General features: G+C 61.2%; 24 protein-coding genes. 21 read left to right on the top strand and 3 right to left on the bottom strand.

Translation table 11 applies throughout. From position 1 onward, the window contains the following. Positions 1-7: 7 nt before the first annotated feature. The 7 genes from benC to G7048_RS27650 are packed head-to-tail and all read left to right on the top strand — an operon-like array spanning position 8 to position 8,713. Complete coding sequence (benC, locus tag G7048_RS27680) at positions 8-1,027, top strand: benzoate 1,2-dioxygenase electron transfer component BenC (RefSeq protein ID WP_166071697.1); 1,020 nt, start codon at positions 8-10, stop codon at positions 1,025-1,027. A 15-nt stretch (positions 1,028-1,042) separates the two neighbouring features. Further along, positions 1,043-1,819 (top strand): 1,6-dihydroxycyclohexa-2,4-diene-1-carboxylate dehydrogenase, encoded by a 777-nt coding sequence (locus G7048_RS27675; protein ID WP_166071696.1) that lies wholly within the window; start codon positions 1,043-1,045, stop codon positions 1,817-1,819. A gap of 45 nt (positions 1,820-1,864) precedes the next feature. Continuing rightward, positions 1,865-3,244, top strand: a complete 1,380-nt coding sequence (locus G7048_RS27670) for an aromatic acid/H+ symport family MFS transporter (RefSeq protein WP_166071695.1) — start codon at positions 1,865-1,867, stop codon at positions 3,242-3,244. A gap of 30 nt (positions 3,245-3,274) precedes the next feature. Then, positions 3,275-4,621 carry an MFS transporter gene (locus tag G7048_RS27665; RefSeq protein WP_166071694.1) on the top strand — a complete coding sequence of 449 codons (1,347 nt, stop codon included), beginning with the start codon at positions 3,275-3,277 and terminating at the stop codon, positions 4,619-4,621. Positions 4,622-4,677: 56 nt separating this feature from the next. After that, positions 4,678-5,853, top strand: coding sequence for a benzoate/H(+) symporter BenE family transporter (locus G7048_RS27660; RefSeq protein ID WP_166071693.1), 1,176 nt, complete (start codon positions 4,678-4,680; stop codon positions 5,851-5,853). Between the two features lie 11 nt (positions 5,854-5,864). Further along, a complete protein-coding gene (locus tag G7048_RS27655; RefSeq protein WP_166071692.1) occupies positions 5,865-7,157 on the top strand; it encodes a GTPase in 1,293 nt (430 codons plus the stop codon). Then, positions 7,154-8,713, top strand: coding sequence for a dynamin family protein (locus G7048_RS27650; RefSeq protein WP_166071691.1), 1,560 nt, complete (start codon positions 7,154-7,156; stop codon positions 8,711-8,713). The genes G7048_RS27655 and G7048_RS27650 overlap by 4 nt, the downstream gene beginning before the upstream one ends. Positions 8,714-8,741: 28 nt before the next feature. Here G7048_RS27650 and G7048_RS27645 read toward each other — a convergent pair whose 3' ends face one another. Further along, positions 8,742-10,088: a HipA domain-containing protein gene (locus G7048_RS27645; protein ID WP_166071690.1), complete on the bottom strand. Its 1,347-nt coding sequence runs from the start codon at positions 10,086-10,088 to the stop codon at positions 8,742-8,744. Beyond that, positions 10,085-10,417 carry a helix-turn-helix domain-containing protein gene (locus G7048_RS27640; protein ID WP_166071855.1) on the bottom strand — a complete coding sequence of 111 codons (333 nt, stop codon included), beginning with the start codon at positions 10,415-10,417 and terminating at the stop codon, positions 10,085-10,087. The genes G7048_RS27645 and G7048_RS27640 overlap by 4 nt, the downstream gene beginning before the upstream one ends. Positions 10,418-10,995: 578 nt before the next feature. On the opposite strand from G7048_RS27640, the gene G7048_RS27635 reads away from it, so the two are divergent. Further along, the gene (locus G7048_RS27635; protein WP_166071689.1) at positions 10,996-11,283 is read left to right on the top strand and encodes a hypothetical protein; all 288 of its coding nucleotides are present in this window, start codon (positions 10,996-10,998) and stop codon (positions 11,281-11,283) included. Here G7048_RS27635 and G7048_RS27630 read toward each other — a convergent pair whose 3' ends face one another. Then, the gene (locus G7048_RS27630; RefSeq protein WP_166071688.1) at positions 11,284-12,213 is read right to left on the bottom strand and encodes a LysR family transcriptional regulator; all 930 of its coding nucleotides are present in this window, start codon (positions 12,211-12,213) and stop codon (positions 11,284-11,286) included. It lies immediately after the preceding gene. 254 nt (positions 12,214-12,467) lie between these two features. On the opposite strand from G7048_RS27630, the gene G7048_RS27625 reads away from it, so the two are divergent. From G7048_RS27625 to G7048_RS27570, 13 genes are all read left to right on the top strand, one after another. Then, positions 12,468-13,220, top strand: coding sequence for a 5-oxoprolinase subunit PxpA (locus G7048_RS27625; RefSeq protein ID WP_240933427.1), 753 nt, complete (start codon positions 12,468-12,470; stop codon positions 13,218-13,220). Positions 13,221-13,277: 57 nt separating this feature from the next. Beyond that, positions 13,278-13,526: an acetyl-CoA carboxylase gene (locus G7048_RS27620; RefSeq protein WP_166071686.1), complete on the top strand. Its 249-nt coding sequence runs from the start codon at positions 13,278-13,280 to the stop codon at positions 13,524-13,526. Between the two features lie 12 nt (positions 13,527-13,538). Then, complete coding sequence (locus G7048_RS27615) at positions 13,539-14,930, top strand: acetyl-CoA carboxylase biotin carboxylase subunit (RefSeq protein ID WP_166071685.1); 1,392 nt, start codon at positions 13,539-13,541, stop codon at positions 14,928-14,930. After that, the gene (locus G7048_RS27610) at positions 14,927-15,823 is read left to right on the top strand and encodes an allophanate hydrolase subunit 1 (RefSeq protein ID WP_166071684.1); all 897 of its coding nucleotides are present in this window, start codon (positions 14,927-14,929) and stop codon (positions 15,821-15,823) included. The genes G7048_RS27615 and G7048_RS27610 overlap by 4 nt, the downstream gene beginning before the upstream one ends. Continuing rightward, positions 15,813-16,790 (top strand): biotin-dependent carboxyltransferase family protein, encoded by a 978-nt coding sequence (locus G7048_RS27605; RefSeq protein WP_166071683.1) that lies wholly within the window; start codon positions 15,813-15,815, stop codon positions 16,788-16,790. Before G7048_RS27610 ends, G7048_RS27605 begins: the two co-directional genes overlap by 11 nt. A 52-nt stretch (positions 16,791-16,842) precedes the next feature. Beyond that, positions 16,843-17,925, top strand: coding sequence for a TMAO reductase system periplasmic protein TorT (torT, locus tag G7048_RS27600; RefSeq protein ID WP_166071682.1), 1,083 nt, complete (start codon positions 16,843-16,845; stop codon positions 17,923-17,925). 21 nt (positions 17,926-17,946) lie between these two features. Next, positions 17,947-19,455: a sugar ABC transporter ATP-binding protein gene (locus tag G7048_RS27595; protein WP_166071681.1), complete on the top strand. Its 1,509-nt coding sequence runs from the start codon at positions 17,947-17,949 to the stop codon at positions 19,453-19,455. Continuing rightward, on the top strand, positions 19,455-20,498 hold the full coding sequence (locus G7048_RS27590; RefSeq protein WP_166071680.1) for an ABC transporter permease: 1,044 nt from the start codon (positions 19,455-19,457) through the stop codon (positions 20,496-20,498). Before G7048_RS27595 ends, G7048_RS27590 begins: the two co-directional genes overlap by 1 nt. 77 nt (positions 20,499-20,575) lie before the next feature. Continuing rightward, positions 20,576-21,379: a xanthine dehydrogenase family protein subunit M gene (locus G7048_RS27585; RefSeq protein ID WP_166071678.1), complete on the top strand. Its 804-nt coding sequence runs from the start codon at positions 20,576-20,578 to the stop codon at positions 21,377-21,379. Continuing rightward, positions 21,354-21,476, top strand: a complete 123-nt coding sequence (locus tag G7048_RS28695; RefSeq protein ID WP_256376562.1) for a hypothetical protein — start codon at positions 21,354-21,356, stop codon at positions 21,474-21,476. Before G7048_RS27585 ends, G7048_RS28695 begins: the two co-directional genes overlap by 26 nt. 39 nt (positions 21,477-21,515) lie before the next feature. After that, positions 21,516-21,995, top strand: a complete 480-nt coding sequence (locus tag G7048_RS27580) for a (2Fe-2S)-binding protein (RefSeq protein WP_166071677.1) — start codon at positions 21,516-21,518, stop codon at positions 21,993-21,995. Further along, positions 21,992-24,349, top strand: coding sequence for a xanthine dehydrogenase family protein molybdopterin-binding subunit (locus G7048_RS27575; protein ID WP_166071676.1), 2,358 nt, complete (start codon positions 21,992-21,994; stop codon positions 24,347-24,349). The genes G7048_RS27580 and G7048_RS27575 overlap by 4 nt, the downstream gene beginning before the upstream one ends. A 60-nt stretch (positions 24,350-24,409) precedes the next feature. Next, complete coding sequence (locus G7048_RS27570) at positions 24,410-25,279, top strand: hypothetical protein (protein ID WP_166071675.1); 870 nt, start codon at positions 24,410-24,412, stop codon at positions 25,277-25,279. Positions 25,280-25,298 lie beyond the last annotated feature (19 nt).

The following is a 25,298-nucleotide window of genomic DNA, read 5'->3' as shown; positions in this document are numbered from 1 at the left end:
GACCACGATGACCAGCTATCGCATTGCCCTGAATTTCGAGGACGGCGTCACCCGCTTTGTGGAGTGTGGTGCCAACGAGAAGGTGCTTGACGCAGCCTTTCGCAACCGCATCAACCTGCCCATGGACTGCTCCGACGGCGTCTGCGGCACCTGCAAGTGCCGCGCCGAAAGCGGCACCTACGATCTGGGCGAGGACTACATCGAGGACGCGCTGACCGAAGACGAAGCAGAGCAGGGTCTGGTGCTGACCTGCCAGATGATTCCCAAGTCCGATTGCGTGGTCGCCGTGCCCATGTCCTCGGCCGCCTGCAAGACGGGGCTGGCCAAGTTTTCGGGCAAGGTCTCCGAGATCGTGCGCTATAGCGATGCAGCCTACGAACTGGCGCTGGAAGTGCCGGCCGATGCGCCCGCCTTCCTGCCCGGTCAGTACGTGAACATCGATGTGCCCGGCGGTGGGCAGCACCGTTCCTACTCGTTCAGCTCGCATTCCGGCGAGCGCCGCATGTCGTTTTTGATCAAGCATGTGCCCGGTGGTCTGATGAGCACCTGGCTGGCAGGAGCGACGCTGGACGGATCGCTGGACATGACCGGCCCGCTCGGCAGCTTCTACCTGCGTGCGGTCACCAAGCCGATCTTGATGCTCGCGGGCGGCACCGGTCTGGCACCGTTTCTCTCGATGCTCGAATCGCTGGCGCGCAGCGGCGTGTCGCAGCCGGTGCACATGCTGTATGGCGTGACGCGCGATCAGGATCTGGTCATGGTCGAGCGTCTGGAGGAATACGCCCAGCGCATTCCCGGCTTCACCTACGTGACCGTGGTGGCTGACCCGGCCACGGCCCATCCGCAAAAGGGCTATGTGACGGATCACATGCTCCCTGAAGTGCTGCATGACGGCGGCGTCGATGTCTACCTGTGCGGCCCGCCACCCATGGTCGATGCGGTGCAGAAGTACTTCAAGACCGCTGGCATCGAGCCCGCCAGCTTCCATTACGAAAAATTCACCCCCAGCCAACCAGCGGCTGCATAAGGTCCGGAGCGCAACATGAAAAACCGATTCGAAGGCAAGGTGATGATGATCACCGGCGCCGCACAAGGCATTGGCGAGCGCGTGGCCGAACTGGCCGCAAGCGAAGGTGCCAAGCTGGTGCTGGTGGACCGCTCGCCGCTCGTGCAGGATCTGCGCAAGCGCCTTGAGGAGATCACCGAAGTGATCGCCATCGAGGTCGATCTGGAGCAGTTCGACGGCGCAGAGCAAGCCGCTGCCGCAGCCGTCAAGCAGTTCAAGCGCATCGACATTCTGGTCAACAACGTGGGCGGCACCATCTGGACCAAACCCTACGAGCACTACACGCCCGCCGAGATCGAGGCCGAAGTGCGCCGCTCGTTGTTCCCGACGCTCTGGGGTTGCCGCGCCGTGCTGCCCTACATGCTCAAGAAGAAAAAGGGTGCCATCGTCAACGTCTCGTCCATCGCCACACGCAGCGTGAACCGCGTGCCCTACGGCGCGGCCAAGGGCGGCGTAAATGCGCTGACTGCATGCCTGGCCTTCGAGAACGGCGAGCGCGGCATCCGCATCAACGCGGTGGCACCCGGCGGCACCGAAGCGCCGCCACGCCGCATTCCACGCAACACCAGCAAGCTGGGGGCCAAGGACAAGGTCTGGTACCAGCAGATCGTCGATCAGACCGTAGCCACCACGCTGATGAAGCGCTACGGCACGCTCGACGAGCAAGCTGGCGCGATTCTGTTCCTGGCATCCGACGATGCCTCCTACATCACCGGAACCGTCCTGCCTGTGGGCGGTGGCGATCAAGGTTGAATCACTCCCACGTAACGCCTCCATAAAACATCAACGGAGACAAACATGAAAACGACGACGACGCTGGAAGTCAACCAGATCATCGACAACGCCAAGTTCTCGAAATTCCACTGGATGGTGGTGTGGCTTTGTGCCTTGCTGCTGATCTTCGACGGCTACGACCTGTTCCTCTACGGCGTGGTGCTGCCGACCCTGATGAAGGAATGGAACCTGACTCCCGTGCAGGCCGGAGCACTGGGCAGCTATGCGCTGTTCGGCATGATGTTCGGTGCCTTCATCTTCGGGCCGCTGGCCGACAAGATCGGCCGCAAGAAGGGCATCGCGATCTGCTTTTTGCTGTTCAGCGTCGCCACCTTCTTCAATGGCTTTGCCAAGTCGCCCACCGAATTCGGCATCTTCCGCTTCATCGCAGGTCTGGGTTGCGGTGGCCTCATGCCCAACGCCGTGGCGCTGATGAACGAGTACGCCCCCAAGCGCTTGCGCAGCACGCTGGTGGCGGTCATGTTCAGCGGCTACTCGCTCGGCGGCGTGCTGGCTGCGGGGATGGGCATCTACATGCTGCCGCGCTTTGGTTGGCAGTCCATGTTCTACTCGGCTGCCGTGCCGCTGTTGCTGCTGCCGCTGATTCTGTGGAAGCTGCCCGAGTCCGTGGGCTTTCTGCTGCGCCAGGGTCGCAATGAACAAGCCGCTGGTCTGCTGACCCGCGTCGATCCCGGTCTGAGCATCACCGCCGACACCCGCATGCACATGTCCGGCGACAAGGGCCCGGGCGTGCCGATGTTCGATCTGGTCAAAGATGGCCGTTCGATGGGCACCTTCATGATCTGGCTGTCGTTCTTCTGCTGCCTGTTGATGGTCTACGCGCTCGGCTCGTGGTTGCCCAAGCTGATGGCGAATGCGGGTTACAGCCTCGGCTCCAGCCTGTCCTTCCTGCTGGCGCTGAACTTCGGCGGCATGGCCGGTGCGATTGCCGGTGGCTGGCTGGGCGACCGCTACAGCCTGCCCAAGGTGGTGGTGAGCTTCTTCGCCGTGGGCACCGTGTCGATCGCGGCGCTCGGCTTCAACAGCCCCATGCCGGTGCTATATCTGCTGATCATTCTGGCAGGTGCGACCACCATCGGCACGCAGATTCTGCTGTACGCCAACACCGCGCAGTTCTATCCGCTGGCGATGCGTTCCACCGGTCTGGGCTGGGCCTCGGGCGTGGGCCGCACCGGTGCCATCGTCGGCCCGCTGCTCGGTGGTTCGCTGATGGCGGCGGCACTGCCGCTCAAGATGAACTTCATCGCCTTTGCAATTCCCGGCCTGATCGCGGCCTTGGCCATGGGCTTCTTCATCTTCTGGTATCGCCGCGAGCCCCAGTCCGTGCAAGTGTCTGCGCCAGTGCAGCAACCTGCTCGCGCACCGGTCTCGAACGGCGTCTGAAGCACAACGCCACGTCACGGAGAACCTGCAATGAACACGCAAGCGACACTGGCCATTCCGACCTTGATCGATCGAGAGCGACTGGGCGGCTTTCAATGGCGAATCCTGGTGCTGTGCTTTGTCATTGCACTGTTCGATGGCTTCGACACACAGGCCATCGCCTTCACTGGCCCGGCGATTCTGGCGGCGTTTCAGCTTCCTGCCGGATCGCTGGCGCCGATTCTGACGGCAGGCATCGTCGGCATGACCATTGGGGCCATGACGATGGGCATGGTGGGGGACCGGATTGGCCGTCGTCCCACCATCATGCTTTGCCTGCTGATTTTTGGTGTGTCCACCTTGGCCACTGCCTGGTCCAAGGACACCAACCATATCCTCGTTCTGCGCTTTCTCGCGGGGCTGGGCATGGGCGGCTGCACGCCCGTTCTGCTGGCTCTGGCCGCCGAATATGGCCCGGCCCGTCTGCGCGGTGCCATCATGACCGGCGTGCTGCTCGGCCTGCCAGCCGGTGCAATGATCGGTGGCTTGCTCGCTGCACGCATGTTGCCGGTGATCGGCTGGGAAGGCATCTTCATCGTCGGCGGTGTGGCACCGCTGGTGACGCTGGCCATCGTGGCGCTGGTGTTGCCGGAGTCGCTGCATTTCCGGGCGACACGCGGAGATGCTGACGGGCAGCGCTACATCGCCAGAATGCTCGCGAAGATCGTCAGCACACCGCCGCCGGGCGACGCGCGCTACACCGTTCCAGAAACAGCCGTGGCCCGTGCCAGCCTGCGCGCCTTGTTCAGCGAAGGCAATGCGGGCAAGACCATTGCGATCTGGAGCATCTATCTGCTGAACTGGGTAGCCTGGTTCATGCTGCTGTCGTGGCTGCCCACCGTGCTCAAGGCGGCAGGCCTGCCCGCACAGGATGCGCCCATGGGCACCGTCATCGTCAACGCCGTGTTCATCCTCTGCGCGATTCCGCTGTCGTTCATGCTGCCGCGTCTGAACACGCGCAAACTGCTGACGGTGATGTTCGCCATCGGCATCGCCGTGGCACTGGGCTTGGGCTTTGCGGGGCAGAACTGGGCACTGGTGTATGTGCTGATCGGCGTGGCTGGGTTCGGCATCGGCGGCCAGCAGATCGCGCTGAACTACCTGATCGCCGGGGCCTACCCCACCGCCTTGCGCGCCACGGCCACGGGCTGGTCCATCGGCATGGGGCGCATGGGTGCGATACTGGGGTCGGCCATTGGCGGCACCTTCCTCGCAGCGGGCGGACCACAGGGCTTCTTCATGGCGCTGGCCGTGCCGCTGATCGGCGCAGGCATTGCAGTGCTGTGCCTCAAGCTCAACCACGTTACGCCCGGCACGGCACCATCGGCTGCACATTGAGCATTTTGTGCTTGGCCCCATAAGAGGGCCATAACGGAGACAGAACGGAGACAGACATGGCGTTGAAAGATGCAAGCATCACGGCCTGGGTAGCGGGGTTTCTGGCCGTGCTGATCTCCTATGCGGGCCCGCTGGTCATCTTCATTCAGGCGGCGCAGGTCGGGCATATCTCCAGCACCGAGCTGACCTCGTGGATCTGGGCCATCTCCATGGGTGCCGGGGTGAGCGGGCTGCTGCTGAGCTGGTGGCTCAAGCAGCCCATCATCACCGCGTGGTCCGCACCCGGAACGGCGCTGCTGCTCAGCCTCATGCTCAACGTCACCATGCCCGAAGTGGTGGGTGCGTATCTCACTGCAGCGCTCATCGTCATCGTGATCGGCGTCTCCGGCTGGTTTGAAAAAATAGTGAATTTCATCCCCAAGGGCATTGCCGCCGGGATGATGGCGGGCATTCTTTTCCAATTCGGCATTCAGGCATTTCGCGCGACCATGGACATGCCCAGTCTGGTCTTCGCCATGATCGCGGCCTACCTCATCAGCAAGCGCTTCTGGCCGCGTTACGCCGTCGTCATCGTCGCGCTCACCGGCTTTGCCGTGGCCTTCGGACTGGGTAAGACGCATCTGGAAGCGCTCAGCCTGTCGATGGCCAAGCCCGTGTTTGTCACACCGCAGTTCGATCTCGGCGTGTTCCTCAGCTTCACCGTGCCGCTGGTGCTGGTGAGCCTGACGGGCCAATACCTGCCCGGAATGGCGGTGCTGCAGCTTGCGGGCTATCGCACTCCGTCCCGAGCCGTGGTCACCGGCACGGGGCTGGCCTCATTGCTGACGGCCTGCTTTGGCGGCATCACCATCGTGCTCGCCGCCATCACGGCGGCGCTGTGCACCGGCAAGGACTCCCATCCTGACCCCAACAAGCGCTACGTCGCGGGCATCGCCAACGGCGTCTTCTATCTGATCGGCGGAACCTTCGCGGGCACCATCGTGCAGGTGTTCAGCGCATTTCCATCGGCGTTGATTGCGGCGTTGGCCGGGCTTGCGCTGATCGGAGCCATCGTCGCCAACATCCGCATGCTGGTGGAAGAGGGCGCATATATCGAGCCCTCCGTCGTCACCTTTCTGGCCACCGCCTCGGGCATGACCCTGTTCGGACTGGGCGCGGCCTTCTGGGGTGTGGTCTTCGGCATGGCCGCATATTGGCTGGTACCCAAGCCTGCGACGCCGAAACAACAATAAAGAAAATACCCATGACCGAAGCAGAGACAGATGCTGTGCTGGAAGCACAGGAAACCCAATTCTTCGACGATGCTGCGCGCAATGTGCTGGCCATTCTTCCCGAGCGCAAACAGGATATGGCGCGCCTTCAGCGCATCAAGAATACCGACACGTTGCCCACGGTGACCGTCATCGGCAAATACAACCATGGCAAGAGCCGCTTGCTCAACGAGCTGACCGGCACTGATCGGTTCTCGGTCGCCGACCGGCGCGAGACGGTGGAACTCTCGGAGTTCGACACCCAAGGCGTGCGCTGGCTCGATGCGCCCGGCCTCGATGCCGACATCGAACAAAAGGACGATGGACATGCCCATCAGGCCACTTGGGTGCAGGCAGATATCCGCCTGTTCGTCCACGCTGCCAAAGAGGGTGAACTGGATGCCCGAGAGCGCACCTTGCTGGAAACGCTGCGCCGCGACGACGAGCGCACCCTGCGCCAGACGCTGTTCGTTCTCACGCAGGTGGATCAGCTCTCCGACACAGCCGTGCTTGATCAGGTCAGCCGCGCCATTGCCGCACAGGCGAGCGCGATGCCCATTCATGCGGTTTCAGCGACAAGGCATCGTCAGGGTGTTGCGGGCGACAAGAAACTGTTGGTGGAAAAAAGCGGCATTCCTGCGCTGCAATCACTGCTGAGCCAAGCCCTGGCCAAAGTCCCACAAGCACGTGCCCATGAAGCTGCGACGCTTTTCAGCTCAATAGGCGAAGAACTCGACCTGCTTTTGAAAGCGCGCAAGAAGGAACTCGTTGAGTCGCTCGCGCAACAACACCAGCAGCGCTCGGATTTCGAGCAGGGGCTGACCACCGTGTTCGACAAGATCGCCGTCGATCTGCAGCCGGTGCTCGAAGTCAGCGGAACGGATCAGTCGCTGGTGCCCGACTCCTTCGAGAACATGTTCAAGCTCACGGCAGGCAAGCGCGAACGCGCCCACATCCAGATTGCCTACTCGCGCGCCTGCATCGCCATCAATGCCCATCTCGTCAAACATGGCGTGACGGAGCTTCCGCAGGCGCAGCAGACTTCGGTGCGCAGCCTCGACACGGTGATGGTGGCCGTGATGGGCGTGTCCGTCAAATACCGCGACGATCTGCGCCGCATGTTCTGCGAGCCTGATGGGCGCGTGCACCTTCAACAGCAGTTCGCGCGCTATTTCGAACTGTCCGAAGACCGCATGAATCTGTCGCATCGGATCACCGACACGCAAGCCCACGTCGAGCAGTTGGAGCGCGCCATCGCATCCCTTCAGGTGCTGGAGCAGGCATGAGCACCAGTGAGCGCGCTTTCATGAATGCCATCGCTGCGCTGGGGTTTGCCGATCGCGATCTGCAGCCCGTGCTTGGTGAACTCACCGCTTGGCAAGCAGGTCTGGCCGAAGCATTGCGCGCCTCACCGTTGACGATGCCCGGCTTGAAGTCCGACAGCGAGATCCATCAGCAGGGCGAGCGCATCAATGCCGATCTGCAAGCGCAGGTCCAAAGCTGGGAGGGCGCGTGGGCGAACCTGCAGCCCGCGCAATCGCTGGCCCAGCGCTTTGAGAACAAGGTCATCTTTCTGGTGTTTGGCAAGTTCAACGCGGGCAAGAGCTCGCTGTGCAATTTGTTGGCAGAGCGATTCCTGGCGCATGGCGAGGACGTTCAGTACTTCCATCTCACCAACGGGCAACTGCAAGAAAGTCAGGAGCCGTTCCGCGAGGGGGCAACCGAGACCACCGCAAGATTGCAAGGCGTCTGCCTCGGCAACAAGCTCGTGCTGCTCGACACCCCCGGACTGCATTCGGTGACCGCAGACAACGCCGCATTGACTCAGCGCTTTCTCGACAGCGCCGACGCCGTGCTTTGGCTGACCAGTTCCACCTCTCCGGGGCAGGTGCAGGAACTCGACGATCTGGCCCAGGAACTGCGCCGCAACAAGCCGCTTCTGCCCATCATCACGAGAAGCGATTTTCTCGAAGAAGACGAGATCGACGGCGAGATCCAAAGCGTTCTTCGCAACAAGACACCAGACAACCGCGCCTTGCAGGAAGCCGATGTGCAAGCCCGCACATCGGAAAGGCTACAAAGCCTGGGCCTGAATCCCGCGCTTCAGAAACCCCCGTTGTCCGTCTCGGCCCACGTGGCGCGCGAGGCCGTGCTTCACGCGCAATCCTTGGCGGATTCCGGCATCGAGCGCCTCTACACCGCACTGCTGCAGATCGCTCAGCCCGCGCTCGACTACAAACAACGCAAACCGGCTGAAACCCAACTGCATTTTCTGGAAGAAGTGGTGCTTGGCGGATTGAGCGCACACACCGTGCCTGCACTGCAAGCCCTGCGCGGCAGACTGCAGCAAGCACAGTCCGACCTGCCTCACCAGCAAATGCGCATCGTCAAGGCTGTCTGGCGGCAGGTTGTCCCCGAACTGGCAGTCTGGCTCGAAGAGTTCGCTCCTGCGCAAGACGTCGATGGAGCGCTCGCAAAGGTTTCGCACTCGCTGCAACAGTGCCTTGACCAACAATGCAGGGCAGTTCTTGCCGACTTCGATCTGCCGCAATCGACTCCGGTACGTGTGATCCTCGAACAGGGAATCGGCTTCGAGTCAGCGATCGATGGACCTGACGCAGTCACTACCGATGCTCCCGCTCTCGCGGTCATCGGGTATGAACGCCTGCATTCCGCGTTGGAGGATGCGATACACAGCAGTCTCTCAGTAGCCGTAACTCTGGCGGCAGAACATTGCGAGGCGGTTCTGTCGGGTGTGGATGCAGAGGCCAATCAATTTCTCACGATGCTGCAATCAGCCGGACATGATCTTCACGTGCTGACGCGAAAACTGCGCTACTGAGCGCATACACAACGATGCGTCCGCCGCTTCACTCGTAATCGCTGGGCCGCGTTTTGCTCAAATTAACCGCCAACTCAGCAAGCCATGTCGCTTGCTTTGCAATGTATTGAGCAATTCCTTGCACAAACTCCTTTTCTTCGCCCTCATAAGGACCATCCTCGGCCAACTGGAAAGCGGCAGCACTGGCTGCTTTTGCCAATTTGCTCGCTTCCTTGCGCACAACACTCGTTGGTAGATTGCACAGCGCAGCGAAGTGCCCAAACTCGTAGGGTGTCAGCTTACTCTGCGCAAAGGTGTCTCCAAACGCCATGGCATATTCTTGGGAGAGTGCAGGGTATGCGGCAACGCAGACCAAGTCATACCAAGGGGCCAATTCCAAATGATTTCGGCCAACCAGGAATGAGAAGTTTTTGCCGTGTGCGTCAAAGTTGCTGATAAGCAGTTGGAACAGCACCCAGCGCAACATGCCCAAAGTGGCTCTGGCCTTCGCTGGCACGAGGTCGATGATGCTGAACAGTTTGGGAAGGCTCACCCCCTCGCGGTATTCGGCAAGGTTCCCCATCGACTTTTCATACTTGGCGGTGACGGGCATGTCCAACGCTTGGCAGGCGTCGATGATGTGCAGGCGTTGAACCCTCTTGGACGGAGTTTGCTGAAGGCGGTCAAAGCGCTCGATCATCAAGGCAGGCGCCGGCAAGCGCAGTATCTCGACGTTCGCCACCGGAAAGCCGAGCTTCTTGGCGAAACTCATGCAGAAGTGCTCGTTCGCCACGAGATGGGGCAGCGCCTCGCTGGTCGGCTCGGGCTTGACGAGATGTGTGGAAGCGTATGGCGCATCCGGAAGGACCATGCGGCTGATTCGCCCCTCCTGGTCCCGCTCGACATACAGCGCAATCTTGTCCTGTTGGCCCGCTATGGACATGCGAACCTGGCCGTCCCACTTGGCAAATGGCTCCCAATTGCGGGCTTTGAATTTGGCATCCAGCTCGGCCAAGGTCACTTCGCGCGGCGGCGGCTCCGGCTGGTTCAGACCGTCGGCATCGATGGGCAGAAAGCGGAAGGCTCCCGTGGTCTCCGATCCCAAGGCGTGAATGAGTGCAAACACGTTGCCTTTGCCAACGCCATTGGCCCTGGCCACATCGTCAAGAATCTGGCCTTCCGGCAAGAGATTCTGCAAGAGTCGGCGGATCGTCTGTGAGCCATATGTCTCACCAGCGGCGAGATTCAGAGGCAGGCGAGGGGACAACGGAAAACTGTCGTCGGAGGCTATCCATCCCGGGTCATATTCAAGGGTCCAAAGATCAGCGTCTGTGTCAAATCCGATCTCGCCCACACGGGCATCGTCACTCCAGACGGCCAGCTTCAAAACACTCATGATTCAAACCGTTTGATGATTTCGCTGGTCGCAGCATGCATGCCTCGGCTCTTGTCCACGAGCTGCATCTCCAGTCCCAGACTGTCGAGAATGGCAAACAGGCGATCCGTGCCAATCCCGCCCGAGGCACGCTCCAGCCGCGAGTAGCTGTCCTGAGACACGCTCGACAGCGCCGCTGCATCATCGATGGCGAGACCTTGACTCTTGCGGAAACGCTTGACGATCTTTCCCAGATCAGCCGCGTCCTGAACGGGCCATCCTTCGACAAGCTTATGGGGAAGCGTTTCTGATTCGGCGCCGATTTTTTCGGAATCACGTAACTTGGGCATGGCCACACCTCTGCTACTTGAATTATGGAATTCCGAAATTCTAAGGCGTACAGGCTACAGGTACAAGACAATTACGGTATTTCATAATTTCACACTGACTGCCTCAGCAGCATGTGAATATTTCGGAATTCCGAAATATTTGAGTTTTCCAGATCCGGGCAGTGAGAGCGCCTTGGTATGAATACCGCGCAATCGGCCTTGCTGCAGCAAAGACTCACAGGCATCAAATTCGGATTACATGACGTTCTCTACTCCGACAAGTACAAACAGCAGCGTCCCAGAACTCCTCTGAGTTGGAGCGCACAAGTGAACCACCTTTTCTGTAGGGACCAGCGTGCAAAGCGAAAAGCGACTCCTTGTCGCTTTTCACAGCACTCCACCTCCAATCTGGAAAAACCGTACTCATGCCCCTTCACTGATACCTCATGCTAGAGATGTAACGTTCCCCGCTGACAAACACAAGTAAGGATAAACAGCAAAAATAGGCGCAGATTTCAAGTTCAGCTGCGATTCAGGCCGGGTCCACTACACGAGTGTGTCCATACGTTATACTGGTTTTATATACAGCATGTATCGCCATGCAAATTGATCAGATCGCCATCGCAGTTCTCGGAGCCCTGGCCGCATGGCTTTCGCAGGCCCGTGCCGATTCCGTGCGCCGTTGGGCCTGCATCTTCGGCATGCTGGGTCAGCCGTTCTGGTTCTATGCCTCATGGAATGCAGGTCAATGGGGCATATTTGCGGTCAGCATCCTGTATGCCCTTGCATGGATGAAAGGCTTGTGGATCTACTGGATCAAACCCAAGCGCAACCGGCCAAGTTCTGGGCTGGGCACAATTCAGCTTGCGCCCGAGGTCAAGCGCTGATCACGCCTGCAGCTTTTCATTGCGCGCCGTGCTGCGTTCCAGATATTGACGTCGGAAGTAGTCTCGGAAGGTCTTCATCGCGGGAGTGAATTCAACCCCGTTGCGCCAACCGAGTCCGATGTTCATGTTGGGGACGGAATCGCTGAGGTTGATGGTTTCGATGCGCTTGCCTTCCAGCGACCACGGACGGTAGACCATGTCCGACAGGATCGTCACTCCCATGCCATTGGCCACTGTGCTGCGAACCGCCTCGACGGAGCTGGTTCGCATGCGCACGTTGGGCTGATAGGGAGTCGCCTTCCAGTACTTGAGTGCTGTGACCGCGGCCTCGTCCACGGTGAGCATGATGTACGGTTCGTCCACCAGATCGGCCAAGGACACCTCCGCCTTGTCGAGCAAGGGATGCTTGCTGGGCACCCACAAGCGTCTGGGTGAGCCGAAGAAAGTCTCCAGCGAAAGTTCGCGCAATTCGACATTCGAGGTGAGCAGCACGCCCAGGTCATAGCGCTGTGTCAGCAGTCCTTCTTCGATGGCGTTGCGGGTGACTTCGTGCACACGCACCTCCACGTTGGGATGCAGTTGAGTGAAGCGCTGCAGATGGTGCGGAAGAAAGTAGCCAAGCACCGTGTAGCTGGCCGCGATGGTGAAAATACCTTCCGTCTGCTGCTCGTCGGGGGGCATGTTCACGGCTTCGTCTGCCGCCGCCAGCACTGCATAGGCATGGCTCAAAAAACGCCTGCCCGCTCTCGTCAATTCCACGCCTCGTGTTTGGCGTTCGAATAGTGGCTGACCCAACAATTCTTCGAGTTCGCGAATGGCCGTCGTCACGGCAGATTGCGAGATGTTGAGTTCCTGCGCTGCATGCGAGATGCGGCCTATTTCAGCGACTGCAGTGAAGTATTTCAACTGGCGTAGCGACAGCAGTGACATGGAAATGTCCCTTGGTTAATCGCTCGATTGTGATCTTCAAAACGCGAAAAATGGATGACAAATCATTCGGGTTAGTCCCAGTCCTTCACTGGGTGCTGAACTCGTATCTGAAAAACAGATATCGAGCCGCTTGAAAACAATGCTTTTCAGGACCTTTTCAGATTACTAACCTTGCCTCCATTGCACCTGAATCCACGGTGCTTGAACTCAGGCAAGGTTCCAAAGTGAAAACACAAATTGATCTGAACTCGGATATGGGCGAGGCCTTCGGGGCCTGGACGATTGGTGATGGGATCGAGGACGAGTTGATGCCTTTGATCAGCTCGGCCAACGTGGCCACCGGCTTTCATGCTGGCGATCCCAACACCATGCTCAAGATGCTCAAGCAGGCGAAGCATTTCGGCGTGGGGGTCGGCGCGCATCCAGGCTTTCGCGATCTGGTGGGGTTCGGGCGCAGGCACATCAACGCGCCGGCCGACGAGCTGGTCAACGACATCCTCTACCAACTCGGTGCGCTGCGTGAACTCGCCTGTCTTGCAGGCGTCAAGCTTCAGCACATCAAGCCACATGGCGCGCTCTACATGCATGCCGCACGAGACGAGGAGCTCTCGCGCGCACTCGTCAAGGCCTTGCGTGTTGTGGCACCAGATCTCTATCTGCTGTGCATGGAGCCGTCCATCACCTACCGCGTGGCAAAAGAAATGGGGCAACCCGTCATCCGCGAATTCTTTGCCGATCGTGACTACGACGCCAGCGGCTCCATCGTTTTCAAGCGCAGTGTGAACGCGCTCGACCCGCAGGCCGTCGCGCAAAAAGTGTTGCGCGTCTGTACCGAAGGCGTGGTGCGGACCGTGGAGGGTCAGGACATCCCCATGGATGTGGACTCGGTATGCATCCACAGCGATACGCCCGGCGCGCTGGGGCTGGCACAAGCCACTCGCGAGTTGCTGATCGCCCACCAGATCCGCATCGCCGGGTTCGGAGAGCGACCGCCAGCCAGTGCATGAGACGCAGCGCACCCCATTCACGCATCCCGCCCCATTCTTGCATTCAAGGAGACCCGCATGTCCACATCCCATGAAGTTCAAAGCCCGCTGCCAGGCACGTTCTACCGCCGACCTGCACCGGACGCGCCAGAGTTCAAGTCCGTCGGTGATCGGGTCGCCGTGGGGGATGTGCTGGGCCTCGTCGAAGTGATGAAGCAGTTCAGCGAAGTGAATGCGGAAGTGGCTGGAACGCTCAAGCAGTTCTGCGCCGAGAACGGCGATGCCGTCGATCCCGGTCAGGCGCTGGCCATCATTGACGTGGCGTGAGGTGGCCAAGCCATGAACGAAAAATTCCAGAAACTGCTCATCGCCAATCGCGGTGAAATCGCGGTTCGCATCATCCGCGCCGCCAAGGAAATCGGACTCAAGACCGTCGCGGTCTACAGCGATGCCGATGCGAAAAGCCTTGCCGTGCAGATGGCGGACGAGGCCGTGCACATCGGACCCGCGCATGCCACCAAGAGCTATCTGAACGCAGATGCCGTCATCCAGGCGGCGCTCAGCAGCGGAGCGCAGGCCGTGCATCCCGGCTACGGATTTCTGTCGGAGAACGCAGACTTTGCCGAAGCCGTCGAGCGCGCAGATTTGGTCTGGGTGGGGCCGACACCCCATTCGATTCGCACCATGGGAGACAAGGCTGCGGCACGCGCGGCCGCTCAGCGCGCCGGTGTGCCCACGGTTCCCGGCAGCGATGGCGTGGTCCAAGACGTGGAGGAGGCCGTGCGGATCGCCGACCACATTGGTTATCCCATCATGATCAAGGCATCCGCAGGAGGTGGTGGCCGAGGCATACGCGTGGCGGCCGATGCCAACGAGCTGCGCCAGCAATTTGCCACCGCCACGGCCGAGGCGCAGGCCGCGTTCGGAAACGGCGCGGTCTATCTGGAGCGATTCATTCGCAAGGCACGGCATATCGAAGTGCAGATTCTCGGAGATGGGCAGCAGGTGGTGCATTGCTTCGAGCGGGAATGCTCGCTCCAGCGCCGCAGGCAAAAGGTGTGGGAAGAGGCGCCCAGCGCCGCCATCGACCAGACAACACGTGAGGCGCTTTGCGATTCGGCGCTCCGACTGGCCAGGGCCGTGGCTTACCGGGGCGCGGGCACGCTCGAGTATCTGTATGACGATGATTCTCGGGAGTTCTTCTTCATCGAGATGAACACGCGCATTCAGGTGGAGCACCCGATCACGGAGATGATCACCGGCGTCGATCTGGTGCGGGAGATGCTCAAGATCGCATTGGGCCATCCGCTGCGGTTGCGTCAGGAGCAGATCCGCCTGAACGGGGCTTCCATCGAAGTCCGCATCAACGCCGAGGACGCCGCCAAGAACTTCATGCCCAGCCCTGGACTGGTGTCCCAGTTGTCGGTACCGGGCGGTCCGGGAGTGCGTTTCGACAGCATGCTCTATGCGGGTTACACCGTCCCGGCGTACTACGACTCTTTGCTCGGAAAGCTCATCGTGCATGACGAAAACCGCACCGCCGCCCTCAGCCGGATGCGCCGGGCGCTCTCCGAACTCAAGGTCGAAGGGGTTCGCACGACCATCCCCATGCATCAGGCCCTGTGCAACGATCCCAGCGTCATCGCCGCAGACTTCGACACCGGGTTTCTGGAGCATTGGTTGGCGGGCAAGCCATTGGAGAACAAACAGCCTGTGGAGGTCTGCTCATGAGCCCCCGCACGCTACCTGCCAAAGCGCGCTACAGCTTTGGCGGCGATGAACATCTCTTTGTGGAACTCGATGAAGAGATGAGCCTGCCCGCGTTCTTCAAAGGCATGGCCATCTGCAACGAGCTGCGTCGGCGCAAGGTGCCCGGCGTGACCGAGATCTGTCCCGCCAACGCCGCTTATCTGGTGCGCTTCGACCCCGATGTCATCCTGCCCGAAGAGGTCCAAAAAACCTTGGAGGATATCGAGGAAGAACTGCGCGATTCGGATCTCACGCTGCAAACCCGCATCGTCGAAATTCCCGTGCTCTACAACGATCCATGGACCCACGAAACGCAGATGCGGTTTCGGGAACGGCACCAGGACCCGACCAGCACGGACATCGAATACGCCGCACGCATCAACCAGTTTCCATCGGTGGACGATTTCATCGCAGCGCATTCCGGCGCTCCGTGGTTTGTGTCGATGGTGGGATTTGTGGCTGGCTTGCCGTTTCTCTTCCAGATGGTCGAGCGGTCGCGGCAGATCGAAGTGCCCAAGTACCTCAGCCCACGCACGGACACGCCCAAGCTCACTCTGGGCCACGGCGGCTGCTTCAGTTGCATCTACTCGGTGCGCGGTGCCGGTGGATATCAGATGTTCGGTGTCACACCGGCACCCATTTTCGATCCGCTGCAGCAGTTGCCGTACATGAAGGATTTGATGGTGTTCTTCAGACCCGGGGACATCGTGAAGTGGAAGCCCATCGATCGCGAGGAATACGACCGCACGATCGCGCAAGTGGAGCAGGGCAGCTATGACCTGCGCAGTCGTCCCGTGTCGTTTTCGCTCAAGGAATTTCTGGCCGATCCCGATGGCTACAACCAACAACTGCTGAAGGTGCTGTATGGCGATTGAAGTGTTGAAGCCCGGACTGGCGACCAGCGTTCAGGACATGGGCAGACCCGGTTACTACCATCTCGGCATCCCCATGTCGGGCGCGCTGGATCAGGAAAGCCTGTTGTTTGCGAATCTGCTGGTGGGCAACGACGAAGGCGCGGCGGCCATCGAAGGAACCTTGATGGCCCCTGAACTGCTGTTCCACGATGCAGGCATCGTCGCCGTGACGGGCGCAGATGCGAAGGTGAAGCTCAATGGCATGGAGCAGCCCAAGAACGAGTCCTTCGCCGTGCAGGCGGGAGACCGTCTGTCGTTCGACTTCATGAAGCTCGGTGCACGCATCTGCATAGCCGTGGCGGGCGGCATCGATGTGCCGGTGGTGCTTGGAAGCCGCTCCACTTACGGCCTGGGCGCATTCGGTGGTCTGGACGGACGCAGGCTGATCGCCGGTGACCGCCTGCCCGTCGGCAAGGCCTCGGGCCACGCCCGCATCGGACGCCGCGTCGATGCGGCGTTGCTTCCCGCCTTGAGCAAGGAAGTGCCGCTGCGCGTGTTGCCCGGACTGTACTTCCATCGATTGCAGGAGGTCTCGACCAAGTCGCTGTTTTCCGACGCATGGACCGTGGGCTCGGAAGCCGATCGCATCGGTTACCGCTTCAAAGGCGGAACGCCACTGCAGTTCAAGGAACGCAAACCGCCTTTTGGAGCAGGCGCTGACCCATCGAACATCGTCGATGCCGGTTATCCCTACGGATCCATCCAGGTGCCGGGCGGCAAGGAGCCCATCATTTTGCTGCGCGATGCAGTGTCAGGCGGTGGCTACGCCATGGTGGGCACGGTGATCAGCGCGGACATGGACCGCATTGCGCAGATGCAGCCGAACAACAAAGCGATTTTCGTGCCGGTCGACATGACCCAGGCGCTGGCAGCGCGCTCGGATCGCCATCGACGACTCAATCGATTGCGGGAAGCCCTCTCTGCCTGAGACCTCTGAATTCCAAGCGTTCGTTTGTTGATAACCCATTGGGAGACATATCATGAATGGTTCGATTCTGCGCGCTGCGCTGACCGCCAGCACCATCACCGCAAGCCTGTTGGCGTGTTCATCCGCACAGGCCGCTGACTGGTTTCCGTACAAGGCGGAGTACACCGAGCCGGCGTTCGCTGCCGATGGCAAGAAGATTGCCATGGACTACGTGCCTCTCAGCAAGGCGTCCAAGAAGTGGGATGTCTGCGTTTCCTTTCCGCACATGAAAGATGCGTACTGGCTGGGCGTCGACTACGGCGTGGTCGAAGAAGCCAAGCGCCTCGGCGTGAAGCTGCAAGTGCTGGATGCGGGCGGCTACACCAATCTGGCCAACCAGCTGTCGCAGATCGAAAACTGCGTGGCGCGCGGTGCCAACGCCGTCGTCATTGGTGCGATCTCCAGCGATGGTCTCAACAATGTGCTCAAGACCTTGGCCGCCAAGAAGATCCCCGTGGTCGATCTGGTCAACGGCATCAACTCGCCCGATGTCTCCGCCAAGTCCCTGGTGTCGTTCTACACGATGGGATATTCGAGCGGGGAGTATCTGGCCAAGAAGCATCCGGCCAACTCTGCGCCCGTCAAAGTGGCCTGGTTCCCCGGCCCCGCAGGCGCTGGATGGGTGGAGGCGGCCAACAAGGGCTTTCATGATGCGATCAAGGGAAGCGCCGTCAAAGTGCTGGATCCCAAGTATGGCGATACCGGCAAGGAAGCGCAGTCCAAGCTGGTCGAAGACGTGCTGCAGGGCAACCCCGATGTCAGCTACGTGGCGGGCACCGCGGTGACCGCCGAGGCCTCCACGAGCATCCTGCGGTCTCGTGGGCTGGACAAGAAGATCCAGATCATCTCGTTCTACATGACCCCCGGTGTGTACGAGGGCATTCAAAAGGGCCGCATCGTGGCGGCCCCCGCCGACTCGATGGTGATCCAGGGGCGCATCGCCGTGGATCAGGCGGTTCGTCTGCTGGAAAACAAGGAGGTCAGCAAACATGTGGGCCCCCGCATTTTTGTGGTGGACAGCAGCAACATCAAGTCGGTGAAGCTCGAAGACATCCTGCCGCCTCCTGGCTTCAAGCCCGTCTTCGACGTCAAGTGACACGCTATCAGCCGCCTCATCATGTCCACAGATGACATCCTGCTGAAGACGGTTGCCTTGAGCAAGCAATACCCGGGCGTGCGAGCGCTCGATGCCATGGATTTCGAGCTGCGATCCGGAGAAGTCCACGTGCTCTTCGGTGAAAACGGCGCGGGCAAGTCCACGCTGATCTCGCTGCTGGCTGGCGCGCACACGCCCACCAGCGGCCAAATTCTGATGCATGGGCAAGCGGTGAGTTTCGCCAACGTGCACCAGGCGCGGCAACACGGCATCAGCGCGGTTTTTCAGGAGTTCTCGCTGGTTCCGACGCTGTCGGTCGCACGCAATCTGAGTCTGGGCGACGAGCCGCGTCGGCATGGACTGCTGGATGTGCAGGCGCTCAATAAGCGCGCCATCCAGATGCTGGCCTCGCTCGGATTCGAGATCGACAGTGCGGCGGACATCTCGTCGCTGTCACGCGCCCAGCAACAGATGGTCGAAATCGCCAAGGGCCTGCGCGGAAATGTCTCGGTGTTGATCCTCGACGAGCCCACGGCCTCCCTGACCGACAAAGAGTCGCGAAAGCTTTTCGAGCTCGTCGAGCAACTCAAGGAGCAGGGCGTGGGAATCATCTACATCTCGCACCGGATGCAGGAGATCATGGAGATCGCCGATCGCGTCACGGTCATGCGCGGTGGCAAGAAAATCCGGACGGTGCATGCCGCCGACACCAGCGCCGATGCGCTGGTGGAGATGATGACCGGTCGCGCCATCGAGCAGGTCTATCCCACCATCCGATCCCGGCCCGGGCAGACGGTTCTGGACGTGCGGCACCTCAGTTCCCCCAACGGCGTGAGTGATGCGAGCTTTCAGGTGCGGGCCGGGGAAGTGGTGGGTTTTGCGGGACTGGTCGGGTGCGGCAAGTCCGAACTGTTCCGCGCGATCTACGGGCTCGATGACGTGAGCAGCGGAACGGTGTCGTTCAAAGGCCAGCAAAGAACCGGTGCCAGCGTAGCCAAGCTGCTCGACGAAGGGTTCTTCTACCTTCCACCCGACCGAAAGAACGAAGGACTCGTGCTGGGCTTTTCCTCGCACGCCAACATCGTCTTGCCGCTGGCGGATGGTCCTCTGCGTGGGCGCGGCGGCTGGTTGCGCAAGAAGCTCGGGCGACGCTTGTCCGAAAAAGCGGCGCAGCAGGTCGAGCTGGCTCCGCGCAACCTGTATCGCGCGGTGTCGCTGCTGTCGGGCGGCAACCAGCAAAAGGTGATGTTTGGGCGCGGCCTGACGCGGCCCTTCAACATCTATGTCTTCGATGAGCCAACCGTGGGCGTGGACATCGGCACACGCAGCACTCTCTATCGGGTGATACAGCAATTGTGCGAGGGCGGCGCGGCGGTGGTGGTCATCTCCTCGGACCTGCCGGAGGTCCTCAACCTCAGCCACCGCGTGTACGTCATGCGGCACGGCGTCATTGCCGGAGAGCTGACAGGTGATGGCATCTCCGAGTCGCGCGTCCTCGGGCTGTTCTTTGGCTCCAACGAAAGCAAGTGATGAACACCAACCCAACCCTGCCCGTCGCCGTGCCCCACGCGTCAGCCCCAAGAGGTCCGTTGACGCTGCTTCGTGCCGCCTTTCTGCGTCTCGGCGTGCTGCCGTTCATGCTGGTGATTGCGATCGTCGTGTTCAGTCTTCTGTCGGATCAATTTCTGACCGTTCAGAACATGGTCAATCTGCTGCGGCAGTCGGTCTATCTGATTCTGGTGTCGCTCGGTCAGATGCTGGCGCTGGTCACCGGCGGCTTCGATCTGTCGGTGGGCACGGCCATGGCCGTCACGTCGGTTGTGTCTGCATTGGCGATGCAGGCGCTGGGCAGCGTCCTGCCCGAATCTGCATGGACCGTGGTGATCATCGGCTGCCTGTGCGGCTTGCTTGCCGGCCTTGTGATCGGGCTTATCAACGGCATCGGCGTGGCATGGATCGGCGTGTCTCCCTTCATCATGACCCTGGGCGTGCAGTCCATCAGCTTCGGCCTGGCACTGTATCTGACCGGTGGCGTGCCGGTGTCGGGCTTGCCGGACGAGTTCAGTTCGTTGTTCGGTTTCGGAACGCTGCTGGGAATTCCCGTGTCGGTTCTGGTCACGGCGGTCTGTGTGGTGCTCATCGGGTTGATCATGAGCCGCCTGCCGCTGGGCACGCATCTGCTGGCTGTGGGGGGCAATGCCAAAGCGGCGGCACTGTCGGGCATCGATACCCGCCGGGTACTGCTGACGGCTTACCTGCTGTGTGCGCTGCTCGCGTCCGTCAGTGGCTTGCTGCTCACGGCCCGGGTGGAAACCGGCGAGGCCAATCTCGGTGGATCCGTGGCGCTGGAATCGATTGCCGCCTGCGTCATCGCCGGTGTCAGCCTGCGCGGCGGCATGGGCCGCGTGCCGAACGTCGTGATGGGTGCCATCTTCATCGGGCTGGTGCAAAACGGCATGAATCTATCCAACGTCGGCTCTTACCTGCAAATGGTGGTGCTGGGAACGCTCCTGATCATCGCCGTGGTGGCCGACCAGATCCGCCATCGCATGATCGTGCCCGGTGACAAGTGAGGCAGGCGCCTTTCCAACACATCCACCAATGTCTTGCTTCGTGCTGGCGACAGACGATTTCATGATCGGGAGACAACATGATTGCAGTGGCCGAAACGGGTCTGGCAAGCTCCACTTTCTACCAAGCCCACTCCGTGCAAGATGCGCTCGAAGCATTGGACAAGCGAGGCCCCAACGCGCGCGTGCTGGCCGGGGGAACCTGGCTGATGCGCGCTGGTTTGCGTGGCGATGGTGGGCAGCGCGACTATGTCAGCCTCGCTGGCATCGCCGAGCTCAAGCAGGTGCAGATGGATGAGCACCAGATCCGCATCGGCAGCGGCGTCACACATGCAGAACTGGCCCGCGCGCTCTCGAACTGCATCGAATGCCATGCTCTGGCCAGCGCCGCTGGAGCTTCTGCCAACCCCGCTGTACGCAACGTGGCGACGCTGGGTGGCAATCTTTGCGCAACCGATTTCAGCGCAGCAGATCTGATCCCTGCATTGTTGGCACTCAATGCGCAAGTGCGCGTGGTGTCGCTTGCAGGAGGCGAGCTTCTCGGCATCGAGCAGTTTCTTGCCGAGCGAGGACAAAGCAACGGTTCGCACATCGTCGAAAGCGTGCTTTTGCAGATCGGTGATCTCCGGCACACGCGGGTACGGTCGGCCCATGTGCGGCTGCCGCTGCGCAAGGCAGGCGACTATCCCGTGGCCATCATGAGTGCCGCCGTGGCTACGGCCCCCGACGGCACGGTGACCATGGCGCGTGTAGCGGTGGGGTTCCGTGGAAGCAGTCGCGCGTCGCTGGCACGCGCTAGAGCATTGGCTGGTCGGGCAAGCACTGGACCCCGACAAGGCCGGGCTGGCGGCGCGGGAAATGGCCTCTCAATGGGTGGGGCGTGACACGGTGGAAGCCCCCGGTTGGTACCGCGTCAAGGTGCTTCCCACCTTGGTGCAGCGCTGCCTGACCCCATTGGCCGAATCCTCACCCGTCTGGTGAACAGCCCGCATTTCAAGCACTTCCAAGCAAGGAACGGACATGCCCATTCTCTTCACGCTCAATGGCGACCAGCGAACGTCTCACAGCCCACCCATGACGCCGCTGGTGGATGTGCTGAGGGACGAATTCTTCCTCACGGGTGCCAAGGTGGTGTGCCGAGAAGGCTTCTGCGGGGCATGCACGGTCATGGTCGACGGAAAGGCCATCACCGCCTGTTTGATGCCCGTGGCTCATGTGGCCGGAGCCGAGGTGCAAACCATTGAATCGCAGGGCTCGCAAGACGCCTTGTCGCCCGTGCAATCCTGGCTCGAACAGTGCGATGCCGTGCAATGCGGCATGTGTTTTCCGGGCATGGTCATGAGCCTCACCGCGTTCTTGAAACATACGCCGAGCCCCACAGAGCCACAGGTGAAAGCCGCCCTGTGCGGAAACATCTGCCGGTGCACCGGGTACGAACGCATCGTCGGCGCAGCGCTTGCGCTGTCGAGTGCGACCAGCCGCTCGGGGGAGCAGCCATGAACCACGATGAAGCCGTCATTGGCATGAATCTGCCAAGGCGCGACGCCGCCGACAAGCTGCGCGGCAGAACCCGCTACACCGTGGATCGCTCCTACCCCGGCATGGCGCATGGCGCGCTGCTGCGATCCGAGGTGCAAAGCGGTCTCATTGTTCATCTGGACTGCTCCAAAGCGCGGGCGATGCCCGGCGTTCGGGCCATCGTCACGGCGCAGGATGCACCGGGACGCCACGGTATCGGCGTCGCGGACGAGGTGCTTTTCGCCAGCGAACGCGTGCGCTTCGTGGGCGAACCGATTGCCGCCGTCGCGGCCGACACATTGGAGCAGGCCCGCGCCGCCGCCGCCGCCATCGAGCTGACAATCCAGCCCCTGCCTGCAGTGACCACCATGGAAGACGCGCTCGCCCCCGGCGCTCCGCTGGTGCATCCCGATTGGGAGAGTCACGAGATCCTGTTCCAAGGCGGCAAGCGAGGCGGCAACGTGGCCTGGGAAGCCACCGTTGTGCGCGGAGATGTCGATGCCGCCTTTGCGCGCGACGACGTCACCATCGTGGACAGCCACTTTCGGGTGCCACGCCAGAACCACCTGTCGTTTGAACCCCGCGCCGTGATCGCGCAATATGAAGATGGTCGGTTCCACATCGAAACGTCCACACAAGTTCCATGGACCGTTCGCACCGCCACCGCCCGCTATCTGCAGGTGTCTCCCGCACAGATTCGGGTGACCGTTCCCCCCGTCGGCGGTGCCTTCGGGCTCAAGTTCGATTGCGCCATCGAGCCCTATGCCGCGCTCTTGGCTCGCGCCAGTGGTCGCCCCGTCAAGCTGGTCAACTCCCGGCAGGAAGAGATGCAGACTTGCCTGTGCCGCGAGAACGCAGAAATCCGCATTCGCTCTGCCATCACCAGAGACGGACAGATCGCGGCGCGCGAGGCCGTGGTGCTGATGGATGGCGGCGCGTTCGGCGGCGAGCAGATTTTCCTGACCACCATGACCGCACACACGCTGGGTGGCAACTACCGCCTGCAGAACGTGCGGCTGGTCAGCCGGGTGATCTATACCAACACACCGCCCAATGGCGCATTTCGCGCGTGCAATGGGGTCTACAACACCTTTGCGCTGGAGCGGCACACGGACGAGATTTGCGCCGTAATCGACATGGACCCGCTGGAGTTCCGTCGTCGCAACGTCCTGGGCCACAAGGATATCGGCGCCACCGGTCAGGTCTTTGAAGGCGACGTGCTGGCACCCATGCTCGGCAAGATGGAGCAGCTCAAGGCTTCCAAGCCCTCTTGCGAGAGCAAGGCGGGCCACCGACGGTATGGCCGAGCGACCGTCGTCGGAACCTGGTTCGTTTTTGTGGGGCCTTCCTCAGCCACCGTGAATCTCAATCTCGATGGCAGTGTGACGCTCGTGACCTCGGGTGTGGAGATCGGCTCGGGCTCGATGATGCAATCCATTCCGCAGATCGTCGCCGATACGCTGGGACTGCGACCACAGGATGTGATCGTCCGTACGGCAGATACCGATGGCGCAGGCTACGACCTCGGCATTGGCGGTGGACGGCAAACCGTGGCGCTCGGAGCGGCCAGCCGCATGGCGAGTCTCGAAGTGAAGGACAAGGTGCTGCGCATCGCCTCGCAAATGCTGGAGGCTTCGGCCGAAGACCTCGTGCTGCGCGAAGGCCGTGTCGAAATTCTGGGCGCTCGTGGCTCGGGCGTGACGCTGACCCAGATCGTCGAGCGTGCCCATGCCGTGATGGGGCCGATTGCTGGAACAGGGGCCTTCACCAAACCCGGCGTCGCGGCGATGCCGGGCTGTGCAGCCGGTCATTTCATCGAAGCCATCGACATCCCCGTCTTCGCCGTCCATGACTGCGAGGTCGCCGTGGACACGGACACGGGACACATCGAAGTCTTGAGCTATGCCGTGGTTCAGGACGTGGGACGCGCACTCAACCCACGGGCCATCCACGGGCAGATTCAGGGCGGCGTGGTGCAGGGACTGGGATATGCCTTGCACGAAGAAATCACGCTCGGCGATCAGGGACAGGTTCTTCAAACCGGTCTGGAGTCGTTCCGCGTCCCGCTGGCCCAGGATGTCGTTCCGGTTGACATCGTGCTGCACGAAGGAGCGCCTTCCATAGGACCGCTTGGCATCAAAGGGGCGGGCGAAGTGCCCATTCTCAACGTCGGAGCAGCCGTCGCCTGCGCCGTGGCCCATGCGACCGGATGCCGCGTTCAAGAGTTGCCCTTGACCGCGCCTCGCACGCTGACCATGCTGCTGGGACTCAACGAGCCACTGCGTTTCCCGCACATCGCCGACCAATGGCGTCAGAACCTGTTGGGCAACGAATGAGATCAGCAAACCGTCAGTTCCGGAAGGCGGTTCATTCATCCGCTTCGGTGAAAATGGCGCATGCCCCCATCCCCATTGCAAAACAACCCGCTGCACAATCCATTGACCGCACCCGACTGGGCCCAGCTGTTTCCCTATGGGGACTTGGTTTTCGGCGGCTCCGACGCTGATCGCACCGAAGCCGCGCAGCATTTGCTGCCGTTGATCGCATTGGATCTGTCTGCGTTCAATCCCGCGTGGCAAGGGCGTTTGAGTGTGATGGGAACGGTCGAGCCATGCGACGGTACCTTGGGTGCGGAGGGGCACGCTCACTACAACGATTGGGCAAGCGAAAACTGGCTGGCCTTTCGCCTCGATGATGCCTGCCGCATGCACTTTCTGGCCGATTGGCGCTACTTCGACCTGGCGCGCATCGAGCCCGGCGATGAACCGCTGCATACCATGCGCCACCTGCGCCGCGAATTGGAAAACCTGACCACACGCGTGCCAGCTGAACTGCTGCAAGGAGATGCATTCACCGAGTACCAATACCGGCGCATTCTGCAGGCCGCCCAGTTGCACGACCACGCCGCCGCCAAGGCGCAGGCATCGCGCAGGCAAGGGCTGTTTGCCCCGGATGAGTGGGCCAGCCAAGCCAAGCGGGCGACCGATCCCCAGGCGTTTCTGGACTGGCTGAACGAACCCCGTGCGCTGGCGCATGTTCTTGGCGGTCCATGCGATTGGGATCTGCATCCTTTCCACACTGGCAGCCGTTCGCGTGTGAACGATGAGGATCGGGACCATCAATTCCCGGTCACGCCGGACGGCCAACCCGCACAGTTCATCGGCGCTTTCTCCACGGGGAACTACGGCATCATTCACGACGCAGAAACGCTTGTGTTCTACGAACCCGAAACCCGCACGGTGTGGCAGTGCTTCACCTGGAGTTGATTGCGCCTCCATTGGAAAA

Source organism: Diaphorobacter sp. HDW4B, from assembly GCF_011305535.1.
Classification (GTDB): Bacteria; Pseudomonadota; Gammaproteobacteria; order Burkholderiales; family Burkholderiaceae_C; genus Diaphorobacter_A.
This window is presented reverse-complemented; position numbering and strand designations above follow the sequence as displayed.

What these genes read in the sequence shown, in the direction of transcription:
- G7048_RS27655 (WP_166071692.1), top strand. Translation starts at nt 5,865, where the DNA reads ATGACCGAAGCAGAGACAGATGCTGTGCTGGAAGCACAGGAAACCCAA.
- G7048_RS27585 (WP_166071678.1), top strand. Translation starts at nt 20,576, where the DNA reads ATGATTGCAGTGGCCGAAACGGGTCTGGCAAGCTCCACTTTCTACCAA.
- G7048_RS27665 (WP_166071694.1), top strand. Translation starts at nt 3,275, where the DNA reads ATGAACACGCAAGCGACACTGGCCATTCCGACCTTGATCGATCGAGAG.
- G7048_RS27620 (WP_166071686.1), top strand. Translation starts at nt 13,278, where the DNA reads ATGTCCACATCCCATGAAGTTCAAAGCCCGCTGCCAGGCACGTTCTAC.
- G7048_RS27610 (WP_166071684.1), top strand. Translation starts at nt 14,927, where the DNA reads ATGAGCCCCCGCACGCTACCTGCCAAAGCGCGCTACAGCTTTGGCGGC.
- G7048_RS27630 (WP_166071688.1), bottom strand. Translation starts at nt 12,213, where the DNA reads ATGTCACTGCTGTCGCTACGCCAGTTGAAATACTTCACTGCAGTCGCT.
- G7048_RS27675 (WP_166071696.1), top strand. Translation starts at nt 1,043, where the DNA reads ATGAAAAACCGATTCGAAGGCAAGGTGATGATGATCACCGGCGCCGCA.
- G7048_RS27605 (WP_166071683.1), top strand. Translation starts at nt 15,813, where the DNA reads ATGGCGATTGAAGTGTTGAAGCCCGGACTGGCGACCAGCGTTCAGGAC.
- G7048_RS27575 (WP_166071676.1), top strand. Translation starts at nt 21,992, where the DNA reads ATGAACCACGATGAAGCCGTCATTGGCATGAATCTGCCAAGGCGCGAC.
- G7048_RS27660 (WP_166071693.1), top strand. Translation starts at nt 4,678, where the DNA reads ATGGCGTTGAAAGATGCAAGCATCACGGCCTGGGTAGCGGGGTTTCTG.
- G7048_RS27580 (WP_166071677.1), top strand. Translation starts at nt 21,516, where the DNA reads ATGCCCATTCTCTTCACGCTCAATGGCGACCAGCGAACGTCTCACAGC.
- G7048_RS27635 (WP_166071689.1), top strand. Translation starts at nt 10,996, where the DNA reads ATGCAAATTGATCAGATCGCCATCGCAGTTCTCGGAGCCCTGGCCGCA.
- G7048_RS27615 (WP_166071685.1), top strand. Translation starts at nt 13,539, where the DNA reads ATGAACGAAAAATTCCAGAAACTGCTCATCGCCAATCGCGGTGAAATC.
- G7048_RS27640 (WP_166071855.1), bottom strand. Translation starts at nt 10,417, where the DNA reads ATGCCCAAGTTACGTGATTCCGAAAAAATCGGCGCCGAATCAGAAACG.
- G7048_RS27625 (WP_240933427.1), top strand. Translation starts at nt 12,468, where the DNA reads ATGGGCGAGGCCTTCGGGGCCTGGACGATTGGTGATGGGATCGAGGAC.
- torT (WP_166071682.1), top strand. Translation starts at nt 16,843, where the DNA reads ATGAATGGTTCGATTCTGCGCGCTGCGCTGACCGCCAGCACCATCACC.
- G7048_RS27645 (WP_166071690.1), bottom strand. Translation starts at nt 10,088, where the DNA reads ATGAGTGTTTTGAAGCTGGCCGTCTGGAGTGACGATGCCCGTGTGGGC.
- G7048_RS27595 (WP_166071681.1), top strand. Translation starts at nt 17,947, where the DNA reads ATGTCCACAGATGACATCCTGCTGAAGACGGTTGCCTTGAGCAAGCAA.
- G7048_RS27570 (WP_166071675.1), top strand. Translation starts at nt 24,410, where the DNA reads ATGCCCCCATCCCCATTGCAAAACAACCCGCTGCACAATCCATTGACC.
- G7048_RS27650 (WP_166071691.1), top strand. Translation starts at nt 7,154, where the DNA reads ATGAGCACCAGTGAGCGCGCTTTCATGAATGCCATCGCTGCGCTGGGG.
- G7048_RS27670 (WP_166071695.1), top strand. Translation starts at nt 1,865, where the DNA reads ATGAAAACGACGACGACGCTGGAAGTCAACCAGATCATCGACAACGCC.
- benC (WP_166071697.1), top strand. Translation starts at nt 8, where the DNA reads ATGACCAGCTATCGCATTGCCCTGAATTTCGAGGACGGCGTCACCCGC.
- G7048_RS28695 (WP_256376562.1), top strand. Translation starts at nt 21,354, where the DNA reads ATGGCCTCTCAATGGGTGGGGCGTGACACGGTGGAAGCCCCCGGTTGG.
- G7048_RS27590 (WP_166071680.1), top strand. Translation starts at nt 19,455, where the DNA reads ATGAACACCAACCCAACCCTGCCCGTCGCCGTGCCCCACGCGTCAGCC.